Origin of the sequence: Salegentibacter chungangensis (assembly GCF_042678405.1) — a bacterium.
Lineage (GTDB): Bacteria > Bacteroidota > Bacteroidia > Flavobacteriales > Flavobacteriaceae > Salegentibacter_A > Salegentibacter_A chungangensis.
In genome coordinates this window covers 512,247-528,147 of record NZ_JBHTLI010000001.1, presented here as the reverse complement: position 1 = coordinate 528,147, position 15,901 = coordinate 512,247, and the positions used below count along the sequence as shown (strand labels likewise).

Annotated in this window: 7 protein-coding genes; all 7 read right to left on the bottom strand. The window is 42.6% G+C overall.

Annotated features, from left to right (window positions below; all coding sequences use genetic code 11):
- Positions 1 to 4: 4 nt before the first annotated feature.
- On the bottom strand, positions 5 to 1,459 hold the full coding sequence (locus ACFQ3Q_RS02280) for a sulfatase (RefSeq protein ID WP_380742507.1): 1,455 nt from the start codon (positions 1,457 to 1,459) through the stop codon (positions 5 to 7).
- Positions 1,452 to 3,020 carry a sulfatase gene (locus ACFQ3Q_RS02275; RefSeq protein ID WP_380742505.1) on the bottom strand — a complete coding sequence of 523 codons (1,569 nt, stop codon included), beginning with the start codon at positions 3,018 to 3,020 and terminating at the stop codon, positions 1,452 to 1,454. Before ACFQ3Q_RS02275 ends, ACFQ3Q_RS02280 begins: the two co-directional genes overlap by 8 nt.
- Complete coding sequence (locus ACFQ3Q_RS02270) at positions 3,017 to 4,657, bottom strand: sulfatase family protein (RefSeq protein WP_380742503.1); 1,641 nt, start codon at positions 4,655 to 4,657, stop codon at positions 3,017 to 3,019. Before ACFQ3Q_RS02270 ends, ACFQ3Q_RS02275 begins: the two co-directional genes overlap by 4 nt.
- Positions 4,658 to 4,659: 2 nt before the next feature.
- Entirely contained in the window at positions 4,660 to 6,990 is a 2,331-nt protein-coding gene (locus tag ACFQ3Q_RS02265; protein WP_380742501.1) for a glycoside hydrolase family 3 N-terminal domain-containing protein, read from the bottom strand.
- A 22-nt stretch (positions 6,991 to 7,012) separates the two neighbouring features.
- Positions 7,013 to 8,602, bottom strand: a complete 1,590-nt coding sequence (locus tag ACFQ3Q_RS02260; RefSeq protein ID WP_380742499.1) for a RagB/SusD family nutrient uptake outer membrane protein — start codon at positions 8,600 to 8,602, stop codon at positions 7,013 to 7,015.
- A 28-nt stretch (positions 8,603 to 8,630) separates the two neighbouring features.
- On the bottom strand, positions 8,631 to 11,825 hold the full coding sequence (locus ACFQ3Q_RS02255) for a SusC/RagA family TonB-linked outer membrane protein (RefSeq protein WP_380742497.1): 3,195 nt from the start codon (positions 11,823 to 11,825) through the stop codon (positions 8,631 to 8,633).
- 176 nt (positions 11,826 to 12,001) lie between these two features.
- Positions 12,002 to 15,823, bottom strand: a complete 3,822-nt coding sequence (locus tag ACFQ3Q_RS02250) for a hybrid sensor histidine kinase/response regulator transcription factor (protein WP_380742495.1) — start codon at positions 15,821 to 15,823, stop codon at positions 12,002 to 12,004.
- Between the last annotated feature and the right edge of the window lie 78 nt (positions 15,824 to 15,901).

Below are 15,901 nucleotides of genomic sequence, written 5' to 3'. Positions count from 1 at the left end.
TAATTTATTTGTCTTCCTTTTGCCATCTCCTGCGCAGGTTCTCTTCCACCAACTGTTTTTCTTTCCAGGCTTCAAGAAGTTCCATCAGCTCTTTTGTTTTCTCCGGCTCTTTCTCTGCGAGGTTGTTTTCTTCACTAATATCCTCCCTGAGATTATATAGTTCCACCTTATCTTTTTCGAAAAAATGAATAAGCTTGTAATCCCCAGATCTCACGGCAGAAGATTTACTGTCCCCCGTACTGTGAGGTCTGGCCTTTCTGTTATGCCAGAATACGATTCTGTCTTCCCAGGTCTCTTTTTCTTCAATAACAGGTTTAAAGCTTTTCCCGTCTGTTCCTGAAACCTTCCTGTCCAGTACCATATCGATAAGTGTTGGGTAAACATCCATCGCCATTACTACCGATTTATCTTCTACCCTTTCTTCGGTCCTGTCTTCCCACTTTATGAAAAGCGGCACACGAATTCCGCCTTCGTAAAGATGTCCTTTCCCTGCACGAAGCGGATTATTTGTGGTAGCCAGGTGTCTTTCTCTTTTATAGCCATCATTGGAAAGCCCTCCGTGGTCTGAGGTAAAAACTATAATAGTATTATCATCAATATCCAGTTCCTCAAGCAGTTCCAGAAGTCTGCCGACATTTTCGTCTACATTCTCCACCATTCCCGCATAATCGGGATCGTCCTGCCTCATTTTTCTCCGGCCTTCGCCTTCTTTTATATATTCGGGCGTATCGCCATAGTCATAAGCGTCTATTTCTTTCTTATTCCTGTCCCGGTCTTCCACTTTTGCTTCCAATGGCGTGTGCACGGCATAAAAAGCCAGCATAGCCAGGAATGGCTGGTCCTTTTCAGCATTTTCTTTTATGAATCCCATAGTGGCATTGGTAAGCATATCTGAAAGGTAATCACCTTCCCGCCCGTCTTCTTCCACGTTAGGAACCGGATCCTTCCTGCTATTTTTCTTTTTTGATTTGATATTAAATGGATAGAACCTGGTATCAACTCCTCCGGCACCGCCAGCACCATAAGAATGCTTAAACCCGAAGCCTTTTGGGTCATTCCCTTCTCCCTTATTAGAAGGAAGCTCCCCTAAATGCCATTTGCCCACATAGGAGGTGTTATATCCTGCTTCATTGAATATCTTAATAAAGTTCCTTTCTTCAGGTATGTTCACCTTCAGGTTTCCTTTGTCTTCATTTACAGGATAAAGGCCAGTCATATAGGCATAACGTGATGGCACACAACGGGGATAGTTCACATAAGCCTTCTTGAATGAAATCCCTTCTTCGGCAATATCATCAATATTTGGGGTCTGATAGATTTCCGAACCTGTAATACTGAGGTCGTGGTAACCAAGGTCATCGGTGAGGATGAATAAGATATTCGGTCTTTCCTGGGCTGAAGCCAAAGCGAGGCTTCCAACCATAAACAGTAAGAATAATATGTATTTGAGTCTATTCATTATATTTCTCATTTAATTGTTCCAGGTGATCCTGTAGTTTTTCCTGCAGCTCCTCCTGGATATCTTCATAATTCTTTTTTCCTATATAACTTCTGGTTTCGTTTGGATCTTTTTGATAATCGTATAGCTCCTTCCCAACAATCAGATCTTTATCATATTTATCGTAGCTTCTATAACCTTCGCTATACCATTCGGTATATCTATACCTGTCAGTTCTAATGGTATAGCCCATTTTATCCTTGTCTTTTCCTCCACGTCCATACTGGCTGGCCGCATATATCTTTTCAAGACTGGTAGAGTCGTCTCCATCCATTAGCGGCACAAGGGAAACACCTTCTGCCTGGGGAGAATTCTCAACCCCTGCGAGTTCAAAAATGCTCGGGAATGCATCCAGAAGTTCTACAGGTTTATCAGATCTTATATTCTTTGCAACCCCGGGACCGGCGAACATAAATGGTATCCTGGTGGCCTGTTCAAAATTGGAATGCTTACACCATTCGGTATGGTCTCCAAGATGGAAACCGTGATCTCCCCAAAGTACTATAACAGTATCTTCAGTTATTCCCAACCGGTCCAGTTCATCCAGAAGTTTCCCAAGCTGGGCATCGATATAGGAAACAGCGGCCATATACCCGTGGATTAGTTCTCTTTGTTTGGCTTCATCAATCCTGTCACCAACATCCAGGTCATCATCTATATCTGAATATGACCTTAATTCGCCGAAATTGTGATATGCAATTCGGGGAGTCCCTTCAGCAAGATCCTGGAATTCGGCCAGTTCTATTTCTTCTCTGTCATATAGTTCCCAGTATTTTTTTGGAGCGATAAATGGCAAGTGCGGTTTCTGGTATCCAACCGCCAGGAAGAATGGCTTGGTCCCCTTATTCAGCATATTCAGTTTTTTAATAGCCTCTTTGGTATAGATCCCATCCAGGTAGGCTTCATCACTTACGTCAACCGATTCAGTAGAAGGTTTTAGACGATCGAATACATAACCTCTTGCACCACCTTTTTTACCCTTATCTCTGAATTCCTGGGTTAACTTTTCCATTTTAGCCTTGGTTTCAGGATCCTGGTAGGTATTAAAGGCAGGATCTCCGTATTTCGGATCAAAATCCTGGGGTATTACATGGGGAATGCTCCAGCTTTTACCATCGTGTCCCGGAGATGAGGAGCCCTTATGATAGATCTTTCCTATTCCGGTAGTTTCATAGCCCTGGGAGATCAGGTATTCCGGCATCGAGATCAAATCGGGAGCAGACTTTCTAAAATCGGTATGAAGATCCCACACCTTGGTTCTGTCTGGATAGGTCCCGGTCATCACACTGGCCCTGGATGGACCACAAACGGCATACTGAACATGAGCATTGGTAAAGGTAACACCCATTTCTGCCAGCCTGTCGAAATTAGGGGTTTTCATCTGTGATTCCCCGTAATTGCTCAGCAAGGGCTTCAAGTCATCCACCGCAATGAACAGGATGTTCCTTTTCCCTGTCTCCTGTGCTGATACATTATTTGAACCTACAAGGCATATAAATATGAATAGGATTATTTTTTTCATTTTTCACTCTTTTCGTTTATAATATCTTCAACGGTTTCTCCTTTTCTCTCTACTATATCTCCAAAGTCCTTATCGGTGATCTCCCTGAATTCCTCAAGGGATTTATCGTCATGATACTTTTTCATAAGTTCCTTCAACTTCGCTTTGAGCTCTTTCACTACATCAGCATATTCCGGATCATCAATAAGATTGTTCAATTGCTCAGGATCTTGCCTGTTATCGTAAAGCTCCCATTCATCTATATTATAGTAGAAGTGTGCAAGAGTATATCTGTCGGTACGGATGCCATAATGCGGCTGCACATGATGCCAGTAGGGAAATTCATAATAGTGATAATAAACCCCGTCTCTCCAGTTTTCAAGTTCTTTCCCTTCAAGTGCCTTTGCAAAGCTTTCCCCCTGCATTTTCTTATCGGTTTCAATTCCGGCAACATCCAGCAGGGTTGGTGCGAAATCAATATTGGCTATTAAATCGGTGTTTTCAGACCCGGCCTCTACTGTTCCGGGATACCTTACTATAAAAGGCATTCTGAGTGATTCTTCATAGATAAAGCGTTTATCAAAAAATCCGTGGTCCCCGAGATAGAATCCCTGATCTGAAGTTAGAACGATCATCGTATTCTCCGTTAGACCATTTTCATCCAGATAATCCAGCACCCTGCCAATATTGTCATCTACAGATTTGATGGTAGCAAGGTAATCTTTGATAAATGTCTGGTATCGCCATTTTCTGGCCTCTTCCTTGCTCATTCCTTCAGGAATCACCACTTCTCCTCTTTTTGCACCGTACAATTCCCAGCGCCTCTTGGCACTTCCTTCAAGGTCATCGGGAGTTTTCATTTTCATATCGCGACGGTGAAAAAAGTCCATCGTCATATCGGTATCTCCGGCTGTCTTTTCACGGCCTGCATAATCGTCATTGAAAGTTGAGGGATAAGGCAATTCCTGGTCTTCCCAAAGTTCTTCATATTTCTTATCTGGCTCCCAGGGCCTGTGCGGCGCTTTATACTGAAGCAGCATAAGAAAGGGCTTTTCATCCTGACTGTTTTTACGTAACCAGTCCAGGGCAAAATTGGTAGTGAGGTTGGTGGCATAGCCTTTCTCCTTTACCTCTTTTCCATTTTCGTTATAGGTTGGATCCCAGTAGTGGCCCTGCTGACCCGCTGAAGCGTGGTATTTGAATTCATCAAAGCCTTTGGGTTCGCTTCCTAAATGCCATTTCCCGAATAAACTGGTCTTATACCCGGACTTCTGAAATTGCTGTGGGAAGGTCCACTGTGAGGCATCAAACTTACCTCCGCTTTCATTCTTATAATATCCGTTTACATGACTGTAATCTCCGGTAAGGATGGCAGCACGGCTAGGACCACAAATAGCGTTGGTCACAAGTACATCCTGGAAGATCATTCCTTCCTTTGCCAGACGGTCCATATTGGGAGTATCAGCAATTCCTTTAAACCTGTCATTATAGGCAGTGATGGCTTGCGTGGTAAGGTCATCTGCCATAATGTATATAATATTAGGCCTTTCCTGTTCGGTGGTGGCCTCTTCCTTAGCTTCCGATTTACTATCCTTACATGAAACCGCCACAATGCTGATAAAGACAAAAGTTAAACACGTTAATATTTTCAGTTTCATAGCTATTCTATTAGTTCAATATTTTTAGTTACTCTAAGTTTTGTGGTTTTCAGATCCTTGTCTGCCGATGAATTCCCCAGCATTATGGTAAAGTCGCCTTCTTCCACTACAGGATGGAAATCCATATCATAAAAGGCCAGTTTTTCGGGGGTGATCCGGAATTCAACCTCCGTTGTTTCCCCGGGTTCCAATTCCACTCTTTTATAGGCTTTAAGTTCTTTTACGGGCCGGGTCACCATACTGTAATCATCCCTGATGTATAACTGTACTACCTCTGAACCCTTCATATTCCCCGTATTCGTAACTTTAAAGCTTACTACAGGCTTTGTAGAAAAATCGGTTTTAGTGGCCGAAATTTCGGGCTGTGATATTTCAAAAGAAGTATAACTCAATCCGTACCCAAATGGGTAAAGCGGCTTCTTCGGCGTTCCATGATATTTATGTTTGTACGTAGAAGGCTTGTGATTATATACCATCTGAAGCTGGCCTACCGACATTGGAACCGTTAGTGGAAGTTTTCCTCCCGGATTATAATCCCCAAAAAGCACTTCAGCCACGGCCTGTCCACCAAAACTTCCCGGCTCCCAGGCATTTAATATCGCCCTGGCATTCTGCTGAAGCCAGGGTTCTGAAATAGGACTACCGCTAACATATACCACAATAACAGGTTTGCCCGCCTTATGAATTGCCTTCGCGAGTTCCAGCTGATTTCCTGATAGCTGAAGAGAGGCCCTGTCTATATTCTCACCGGTTGTTTTATTCGGCCAGTCGTGACGGAAAGAGTTCTCTCCCAGTACCAGAACAGCAACATCTGCAGCTCCGGCCTTTTCAGCGGCATTTTCAATCATAGCTTGGGTGATCTCCTTAGAGCGTTCTCCTATATCAAAGTAGTCTACCGAATGCCCTTTGCTCTCGGCCAGTTCTTTAATCCCTTCATAGACGGTTATAAATTTATCTTCAGGCTGGGGAGAGGCCCAGTCACCCAGCGTGGTCATATTATTCGCATTAGGACCGGTGATAAAAAGCTTTTTTCCGGAACCTTGAAGGGGTAAAATATTATCATTTCTAAGCAGGGTCATCGCTTCTCTTGCCTGCTGCAGTGCGGTGGCCTGATGTTCGGGTGTATATAATTCACCAGCAACCTCACTTTCCTCAACCAGTGCCTCTTCAAAAAGGCCAAGTCTAAATTTAGCCTCCAGGATAGCCCTGCAAGCCTGCTCTACTCTTTCTGAAGGGATACTTCCATTTTTCACGCCTTCCACAACGTGGTCAAAAAATTCAGGGCCGTGCATATGCATATCCAGGCCGGCAGACACAGCAAGTTCAGAAGCTCTCTGAAAACTTTCTGCTACCTTATGTAGGGAATAGATGCGTGACACATCGTTCCAGTCGCTCACATAAAATCCTTCAAAGCCCCATTCCTCACGAAGCAGATCGGTCATCAAAGCCTTATGCATGTGTGCGGGAATTCCGTTTACTTCGTTATGGGCCGCCATTATTGAAAAAACATTGGCTTCCTGTATAGCTCTTCGGTAGGGTGGAAGGAATACCTCGTAAAGCGTTCTTTTCGAAACATCGGTTGGAGCCGAATTGATCCCGTTAACCGACTGGCTTCCGGCAATCAAATGCTTGGCACAGGCGATAACATTTGCAGGCCCGAAGCTATCAGACTGAAGCCCTTTTATGGTAGCTACCCCCATATTTCCTACCAGGTAAGGATCTTCTCCAAAGGTCTCTCCTGTTCTTCCCCATCTGGGGTCACGAAGCACGTCGATATTTGGTGTAAAAGACCAGTGGCTTCCGGTAGCCCTCATTTCTTTTGCAGTTTGCTGACTGGCTTTGAACTGCAGCTTGTCATTCCAAGTGGCTGCCTGGGAAATAGGCGACGGATAAACAGTTGTCCCTTCCACCAGGGCATCCCCGTGGATAGCATCAATACCTATCAATAATGGAATTCCAAGGCGGGATTCTTTGGCAAGTTTTTGAAGCTTGTTGGCTTCTTCAGCGTGAAGCACGTGTAAAAAAGATCCAATCTTCCCCTCTCTTACCAGCTCACGCATATCTTCGGCATCGATGCCCGGATAAAAACCCTGGGCATCACTTTTTTTCATTTCCTCCTCTGTAAGATTCCCGCTGGCCTTCAACATATGCTCAATACCCACATACTGGCACATTTGCCCCGCCTTTTCCTCAAGTGTCATCCGGCTCATCAGGTCGTTGAGTCGTTCTTCAACACTCAAAGAGGCATCCTGATAGGGAAGTTCCTGTGCAGGAGATTTAAGGGGAGAAATTACTATAGCAAAAAACAGTATAATTATTTTGTTAAGATCCATTCTTCGAAACTTCTATTTTTATTTAATATCCAGGATTCTGTTCGTTAATTTCCGGATTACGACTTATCTCGTTAAAAGGGATTGGCAAGAGCATGTTCTTTGAATCATCTGGATAGATATAATCCCTTAATCTAGGATACTCATTACTAAGGCTGTCTATAAAATTGTTATGAAGCAGGACCACTTCGTTTAACAGGTACTGATACCCATTTCTTCGGGTGTCAAACCATTCGTGTCCCTCACCAAGCATTTCGTATTGTCTTTCCTTAAGGATCCTTTTTCGGAATTCATCCTGGGTCATACCCCCCCAATCGGCAGGTTCATCGGCCATACCATTCCCGGTATTACGGGCCCTGGCCAGTACTTGGTTCACATACTGATATGCACTTCCCGGCCCGTTGAGTTCGTTCTCAATCTCAGCCAGCATCAATAAAACATCTGCATACCTTAGTTTTAAGAAGTTTCTTTTGGTTGTGGTTCCGTTATATGTTGGGTCAAGGTATTTTCTTATGTAAGGAAAACCGTCATTTCCGTTCACCTGAACAGGGTACACTTCTTCCTCACCGCCATTGCTTAGGGGATAGGAGTTATAAATAAAGGTCGCATCTATCCTGGGGTCTCCGGGATATTGTTCCGCGTGATTGGAATACGTCTCCTTATTAGGCTTATAACGCCCGAATGTCCTGATGGTACCCGGCACAAAGGCTGAATTACTTGGGGTATAGCTCCTGGCCGCTTCAGAATTACGAATAGCGCCGGTATGTCCATACTGAAGTTCAAAGATAGATTCACTGGTATTTTCATTGTCGATATCAAAAAGCTCTGCATAGGTAGGCACCAGGCTGTACTTCCCAACAACCTTCAAGGCCTCTTCCTTGGCCTTACTATAGAAGGAAGGATCTCCATCTGGTCCACTTGCACGTGTCAGGTACACTTTGGCCAGGAATGCATTTGCAGCATATTTTTTTGGCCTGCCCTCGTACGCAGGATTTTCAGGGAGTAACTCTTCCGCTTTCTCAAAATCATTAATAATTTGCGCATAAACTTCATCTACAGGGGTACGGGGTAAATAAAGTTCATCATCATTTACCGGAGTGGTTCTTAAGGGCACCGCCCCGAAAAATCTCACCAGGTCAAAATAAACCACAGCCCTTGCAAAATAGGCATTTCCAAGCGCGGCCTCCCTGTTGCTCAGCGACAGATTCTGGTCTTCCAGATTAGCGATAACTAAATTGGCGTTATTTATAGCCGAATACATCTGTGGCCACATTCTAACAAGCCAGATATTGGAAGGAGAGGTTTCCAACCGGGTGGCGTCTTCACTGGAGCCTTGTTGAGAATAGAATTTTCCCGAAACCGGTGCTACTAAACCGTGATAGGCCGAACCGTGGTAAGCTCCGCTGGAAATAGCCAGGTAAATTCCGTTCACAGCCGTCTCCACTCCTTCTTCAGTGGTGAAAACCTGACTTTCGGCAAAATTTGTCTCCGGCTCTTTTTCAAGTTCATCAGAACATCCAATGAATAAAAAGCTCCCTAGAAGACAAATCCATATAATTCTACTGGAGAAAATTGTCATTGATCTAAGTATATTTTGGTTATCTATATTTTTCATAATTTCAGTTTTCATCATTTTCAGGTCTTTAGAAGCTTACATTTAAGCCAATGGAATAGGTGCGCTGGTTAGGGAAAGAGTTCCTGTCTACCCCTACTCGTAAGGGGTCATAAGAGTAACTCTCAACCTCAGGATCGAATCCTGTATAATCTGTCCAAAGGGCCAGATTACGACCGGAAACTGAAATATTAGCGCTGTTTATAAAGGAGTCCTCCTTTAGAGGGATCTGGTAACTAAGAGACAAATTACTTAACCTTACAAAACTTGCATCTTCAACAAGGCGATCTGTAAAATCTATATCGGTTACAAGATCATAGCCAACCCTTGGATACTGTGCATCAGGATTATCTGGTCTCCACGCATCAAAATAGGCGTTAGGCCTGATATTGTTTGAGTTGGTCTCTGCATAATCTGTTCTCTGAAGGTTTGCATTGGCTATATCCATCCCCTGAACTCCGTTAAAGAGCACATTCAGTGACCAGTTCTTATATTTGATAGAAGACCCTATCCCAAAGTTATAGTCAGGATTAGGATCACCAATAATGGTTCTGTCCTGATCGTTTACGATTCCATCTCCATTCTGGTCTACCATATAGACATCTCCAAGCTGTGGCTCTACACCGTTAAACGGCACGGCATTAGCCAGTTCTTCTTCGTTGTTGATGATGCCATTGGTCTCATACCCAAAGAATACTGCTGCGGGTCTTCCTTCAAGGAAGATATTGGCGGCACTCTTAAAGTAATTACCTCCGGAGATATTATTCCCAAGGAAACCGGCACCTCTCTCGGTTCCAAAATCCTGTACGGGAAGGTTGGTCAGATTTCCAACTTCGTTACGGTTAAAAGAAATATTTCCGTAGAAATTCCAGGTAAAATCATCATTATCTATGATATCAGCGTTTAGAGAAAACTCGATCCCTTTGTTCACCAGGGCTCCCCGGTTGGCCGGGTAGGCCTCAAATCCTCCGGCAGATCCGGGAAGAGGGAAATAGATCAACAGATCATAAATATCTTTATAATAAGCATCTGCGGTAAAGCTAAAGCGGTCATCAAGTATTCCAAAATCTATCCCGGCGTTATACTGGCTGGTAGTTTCCCAGGTAAGTTCGGGGTTAACCAGGTTACCCGGAACGGTGGTTGGGACTGCCTCGTTACCATCAGCATAAACCGTAGATGGAGTCACGTAACTCGCAAAAAAGGAATATGGATTAATGTTCTGGTTACCCGTTAACCCCCATCCAAGCCTTAACTTAAGCTGGGAAATGGTTTCGCTGTTCTTAAGGAATTTTTCTTTTTCAGCTCTCCAGGCCACCCCCACAGCAGGGAAATAACCCCAGCGGTTACCTTTGGAAAAGTTGGAACTTCCATCTGCCCTGAAACTGAAGTTGATCAAATATTTCCATTTATAATTATAGGAGATACGGCTAATAGCAGAGAGTATAAGTTCTTCTTCTTTCCCCAGAAAATACCTTTGATAAATACTTGCGTTGGAAAGTCCGTCTCCTCTAAGATCCTGTAAAGGGAATCCGGTACCGTTAATGGAGTTTCTTTCTATAGATTTACTATCAACTATAAAACCTGCCATTGCGTCAAGGTTGTGACCTCCCTTCAGGCTGCGGTTCTTATATTCTATGATATTATCAATATTGTACTTAAACCGCTTTAACTCACTGTAACCGGCTTCACCACCAACTTCAACACCTCTTCTTAAGTTAAGCCCGTAATAGATAGACCTGTCCTTATAGCGGTAATCACCTCCCAGATTCAGGGAATAGGTGAAATTCTTAGCAAACTTCCAGTCCAGTTTAACCCTGGCAAGGGTTCTGAACTCATTGGCAAAATCATCATAATCCTGAAGCCAGGCGAGTGGACCTTCAAATACATTTTCCAGGTCGGCACTACCTACCTCATCGGGCCGGTTGGACTGCACCCCAAAAAAAGGCGCGGCAGAATAAATATTTCTTATAAGGTTGTTATTGGTACCCCCAAGATTGTCGGTACCCTTAGAAGCAGAATTCTTGCTTAAAGAGGCTGATATCTTGGTTCTTAATTTTGTTTTTTCATTCAGATCCTGAACCAGGTTCAGGTTAAAATCTCCGGTCCTTGCATAAGTTCGAGGTACGATACCCTCATTCTCGGTATACCCCCCGGAAATATAATATTTTGTGGTCTCTGAGCCCCCGCTAACCGAAAGCCTGTAGGTATTGCTAAGAGAGTTCTGGTAAGTATAATCGCTCCAGTTTACAGGAACAAGTCGCGGAATAAGGGCCGAATTTGCGATCATATAATCCTCACTGTTCTGAAATTCGGCAACACTGCCATCTTCATATATATAGAAGTTCGGACTAAAGCCTTGTAGTTCACGATATTCATTCTGGTAGGCGATATAATCGTCTGACCCGAGAACATCAATGTCATTTACTATGCTTCCAAACCTGGACTGAATGCTGAACTCAAATTTAGCATTCCCTTCTTCCCCTTGTTTAGTAGTAATGATCACCACCCCGTTAGATCCACGGGAACCGTAAATGGCGGTAGCGGAAGCATCCTTTAAGATTTCCACACTTTCAATATCTCTCGGATTCAAGCCAGTAATCCCGGCCTGTGGAGACAAATAACTGCTCCCCCCGGTCAAAGGATCTGCAACATCTTCTGTAGCAGAGTTCACGATGATCCCGTCTATTACGTAAAGAGGCTGGGAGTTTCCCGTAAGACTGTTGGTACCTCTAATTTTAATAGAGGTAGGAGCTCCGGGCTCAAAACCATTCGAACTAACGTAAACCCCCGAAGCTCTACCCTGAATATAGTCTTCTACCGAGTTGGAATTTTCGAGTTCTTCATCGCTTGGCTCAAGAGATGTAATAGAACCCGTAACCTGTCCCCTGGTTTGTTCACCATAACCTACCACCACCACTCGATCCAGGCTCTCGGCAGCGGGTGCCATTTGAACGTCTATTACAGATTGATTGTTTACAGGGACCTCCTTTTGTTCATAACCAAGAAAGTTGAAAACAAGAATAGCATCAGAATTACTCACGGTAATTTCATATTCGCCATCAAAATCAGCTGCTGCTCCATTTGAAGTGCCTTTCTCAAAAATGGTTGCACCCGTAAGTGGAATATTATTTTCATCAATAATAGTCCCCGTAATTTTTTGCTGGGCTACAACGATTGAGTTAAGACATACAAAAAGCAGAAGTAAAAGGTATTTTTGTTTTATCATCACGATTTATGTTAATTCGATAGCACTAAATTAGTCTATGAAGGGTGTAATTTAAGTCTGAATAATATCTAAAAAGGTTTAAAAACCGTCTAAAACCTACTATTTTAACAATTAAACCTCTTATTTTGTGCGAAAAACGAAATTTTTCAGGCAGATAATTCAGAACCTAATAAAGGCTATTCAATTTTAGATTTTATCCTGGTTCGGTATTGACTTGGGGTGAGATGGTAAAACTTCTTGAAGGAGGTGCTGAAGTATTTTGGGTTGCTGAAACCGGATTCGTATGCCACCTCCTTAATATTCTTCCTGGTATTGATAAGCAGGTTTTTCGAGAATTTTAACCTTGTATTAATAATAAGGTCCTGAGGAGAAAGGTCTATCAGGTTTTTCAGTTTCATATACAGCGAAGTACGGCTCATATTGAACTTTTCACAGATATCATGTACAGAAAAGCTCTCGTCTCTTATTTTTTCCAGAATATATGCTTCAATTTCCTTGATGAATTTTTCATCGCTTTCATTCCTGAATTTTACCGCGGTTTCCAGCTCCGATTCTTCCTGATATCTCTTCTGAAGTTTTTTCTGCCAGTTAAGCGAGTTGAAGATTTTAGCGATCAATAAGTTGATATCTATGGGCTTTTCGAGATATTCTGAGACCCCATGTTCCAGGCTTTCCAACTTCTGACTTCGGTTCTGGAGTACCGTTAACATAAAGATAGGAATATGATTAAGATTGATATCAGATTTTATCTTCCTGGTCATAACCTGCCCGTCCATTACCGGCATGATAAGATCGGTGATGATGAGATCGGGGTATACCTGGGATGCCATTTCAAGTCCCTGCCTGCCATTCTTTGCCTCATAAATCTGAAAATAATTCCCCAGGATCTTCACCAGTTCATTTCTTAGGTCGTCGTTATCTTCTACAATCAGTATTTTACTATCACTGAATTCGGTGAGTTGCCCTGTTTCGGCCAGATTGATTGGGGTGCTTTCAGACTTCTCTAAAATCGCCGATTTTTTATAGGCAGTTTTCATGTTCTTAAGAAAGACCGTAAAAGTGGTCCCCTTATTTTCTTCACTAACAAAGGAGATTTCTCCGCCCGTCTTCTCTGCGATATTCTTTACCAGCATAAGCCCCAGGCCTGTGCCCGGTTTCTGACTATTAACAACATTCCGGGCCCTGTAAAACCTCCTCAGGATATTTTTTTGCTGATCTTTTGGGATCCCAATTCCCTTATCGGTAATGGTGATTTTTAAGAACTCATCCTTTTTGCTGGTCTTTAAAGTGATCTTCTCATTATCAAATGAATATTTAATTGCATTAGAAATAAGGTTAAAGATCACTTTATCAAAATCTTCCTTGTTGAAATAAAAGAGCTCTTCATTCCACTCATTATTAAATTCAATTTCAAGATGCCTTTCCTCCAGCATAGGTTCAAAATCTTCAGCCAGTTCAGCAATATGAGCCTGGGGAGCTATTGCATCCACATCCCGGTAGGAATCTCCAGTTGTGGATTTCTGGTAGGTAAGCATCTGTTCAAAGAGGGAATTGAGCCTTTTAATAGTTCCTTTAAGACGGGTGTTGTTTTGGTCATCAGATCTGTTTCTGGAATAATTGTCCAGAGAAGACATTAAAATGGCCAAAGGAGTTCGAATTTCGTGGGTGAGATTGTTATAGAAATCGACCTGTTGCTCAGCATTTTTCTTGTTAACAAAAGCTGAAGTAACATAAACAACTAAAAGAAATACTCCCGCTAAAAGTATAACGTATACAAGTATTGCTAAGGGAGAGCTATACCAGGGGGAATGAATTTCTATATTGATCTCCCGGGGCGGACCAAATTCCCCCATACGATTCGCAGCCTTTACCTTAAAGGTGTAGTTTCCCGGCCCCATGTTGGTATAACTCGCCACATTTAATGTTGAAGGCTCCGTCCATTCTTCTTCAAAACCTTCCAGTTTCCAGGAATACCGGATCTTGGAACTACCGTTGTGAAGGACTCCTACAAACCGAAAAGAGAAAGAATTCTGGTTATATTTCAGGTCGATCTTATCAGTGACATTTATCGATTTTTTTAAGGGATTATGCTCTTCATTTGCACTGCTGTTGGCAAGACTGAAATCTTCAAAGAAAATTTTAGGCTCCATATTTGCCTCCTGAATCTTTGAAGGGTTAAAAACTGTGGCCCCCCGGGTGCCTCCAAAAGCCATTAAGCCTCCTTTTAGTTTTTTAAAGCTTCCGTAGTTAAATTCGGTTCCCGACAATCCATCGCTTTCATCATAAACCCTGATTAAAGTATCATTTGCCTTAAGATCCAGATTTACAAGACCACTGGTAGTACTGGCCCAGATTTCATTTTCATCGCCTATCAGAATTCCCTGAATGATATCGGAGGGCATTCCTTTTGCTTTATTCAGACCTCTAATAGATTGATCTTCGGTATTATAAATGAGCAGGCCTCCGCCATTAGTGCCTACCAACAGTTGGTTTTCATCATAACTGGCAATTGCGTTAATCGTGAAATAGTCAAATTGGTTGTTTCCCGGAGTAAGTTTTGTAAACTGAGTGATCCTGCCGCTCTCCGGGTCCAGCTGATGAACGCCATTACGTCCCGCAATAAGGATGGTATTCCCGGGCCCGGAAATTATATGTTTTACCTGGTTGATATTAAAAGTGAAGACCTGGCCGTTCTCCTTAAGCTGGGTAAGCTCGCCGTCTATACCACCAAACCAAATATCTCCGGTTTTATCACGGTAAATATCATAGATCTTGTTTAATCCAAAGGATGGTAATTCCTGGGAAGAAAAGTGTTTGGTAGCCAGATCTTTCGTGGAAACCTTATAGGCCCCGCTATCATAAGTCCCAACCCACATATTCTCACCATCGGGCTCCAGGGCAAGAATGATTTCAGAAAAAGTTGTATTCCCGGTTTCTTTAAGATTAGGTAAATATTTCCACGCTCCTGTTTTCTTATCAAAAATACTGATCCCCTTTTTAGTCCCGAACCAGATACGCTCTTTATCATCTTCGGCTATGGCTCGCACAAAATTATTGGACAAGCTGTTGGGTTCATTTATAATATGCCTGTATACCGAAAAATTATTAGAGGTCGGGTTGTAGTAATTAACACCACCTCCATAAGTTGCTATCCAGAGGATATTTTCGCGGCCTATATGAATATCATAAATTCCGTTACTGGAAATTGAGTTGAGATCATCTTCATCGCTCTGGAAAATTTCGAATTGCTCAAAAACCCGGTTGGTAACTATAAGACCTGCCCCATCTGTAGCAATGTAAACTTTATCCCCCTGAACAATAAGATCAAAAACAGGAAAGTCACGCAGGCCTGTTGGAAGATCTATATTCCTTTTAAAATTAAAATCATTATCAGTAAGTATGATCCCATTCCTTCTCGTACCAATGATGAACGTAGTATCATTCAATCTCGCAAGATCGGTCACACTATAGTCTTTATTAAGACCCGTAAGTTTCACGATTTCTCCGGTCTGGGTATCAATTCTGTAAAGACCCGAATCTGTTCCGGCAAGAATACTATTGTTTATATAATGAACCGTTTGAACATTGGGAAGATTCTGAACCCTTTTTACCTGTGTGTTGTCACCTTTATGGGTTAATTTCCAAAGGCCATTAAAACAACCTACCCACAGATTCCCATCTTCGTCTTCAGCAAAGAATTTTACCAGGGAAGGCTGTAAATTCCCCGATAATTCTATCTTTTTGAAATCATTTTCGCCTTCATCAAAATAGGCGATCCCGTTTTCACCTCCAATCCAGACCTTGTTCCCGGAATCTATAAAAATGGTCCTGATGCGTGTTCCAAATTCATCGGGCAGGCCGTCATATTTATTATAGGTTTCCGAATTTTTGGAATTATACCTGATAACGCCCTCTTCACTGGCCATCCAGATATTTCCGATGGAATCCTGAGAAATAGCGTAGACAATACTCTGGCTCACCCCTTCCTCAAAAGACAATTTTTTAAATCGGAATTGTTGCTGAGCTGTTATACAGGTGCTCCAAAAAAATAATATCAGAAGTATTTTCTTCAAACT

Bases quoted from the DNA above. Each gene is read 5' to 3' on its own strand.
- ACFQ3Q_RS02280 (WP_380742507.1), bottom strand. From the start codon at position 1,459: ATGAATAGACTCAAATACATATTATTCTTACTGTTTATGGTTGGAAGC.
- ACFQ3Q_RS02275 (WP_380742505.1), bottom strand. From the start codon at position 3,020: ATGAAAAAAATAATCCTATTCATATTTATATGCCTTGTAGGTTCAAAT.
- ACFQ3Q_RS02270 (WP_380742503.1), bottom strand. From the start codon at position 4,657: ATGAAACTGAAAATATTAACGTGTTTAACTTTTGTCTTTATCAGCATT.
- ACFQ3Q_RS02265 (WP_380742501.1), bottom strand. From the start codon at position 6,990: ATGGATCTTAACAAAATAATTATACTGTTTTTTGCTATAGTAATTTCT.
- ACFQ3Q_RS02260 (WP_380742499.1), bottom strand. From the start codon at position 8,602: ATGAAAAATATAGATAACCAAAATATACTTAGATCAATGACAATTTTC.
- ACFQ3Q_RS02255 (WP_380742497.1), bottom strand. From the start codon at position 11,825: ATGATAAAACAAAAATACCTTTTACTTCTGCTTTTTGTATGTCTTAAC.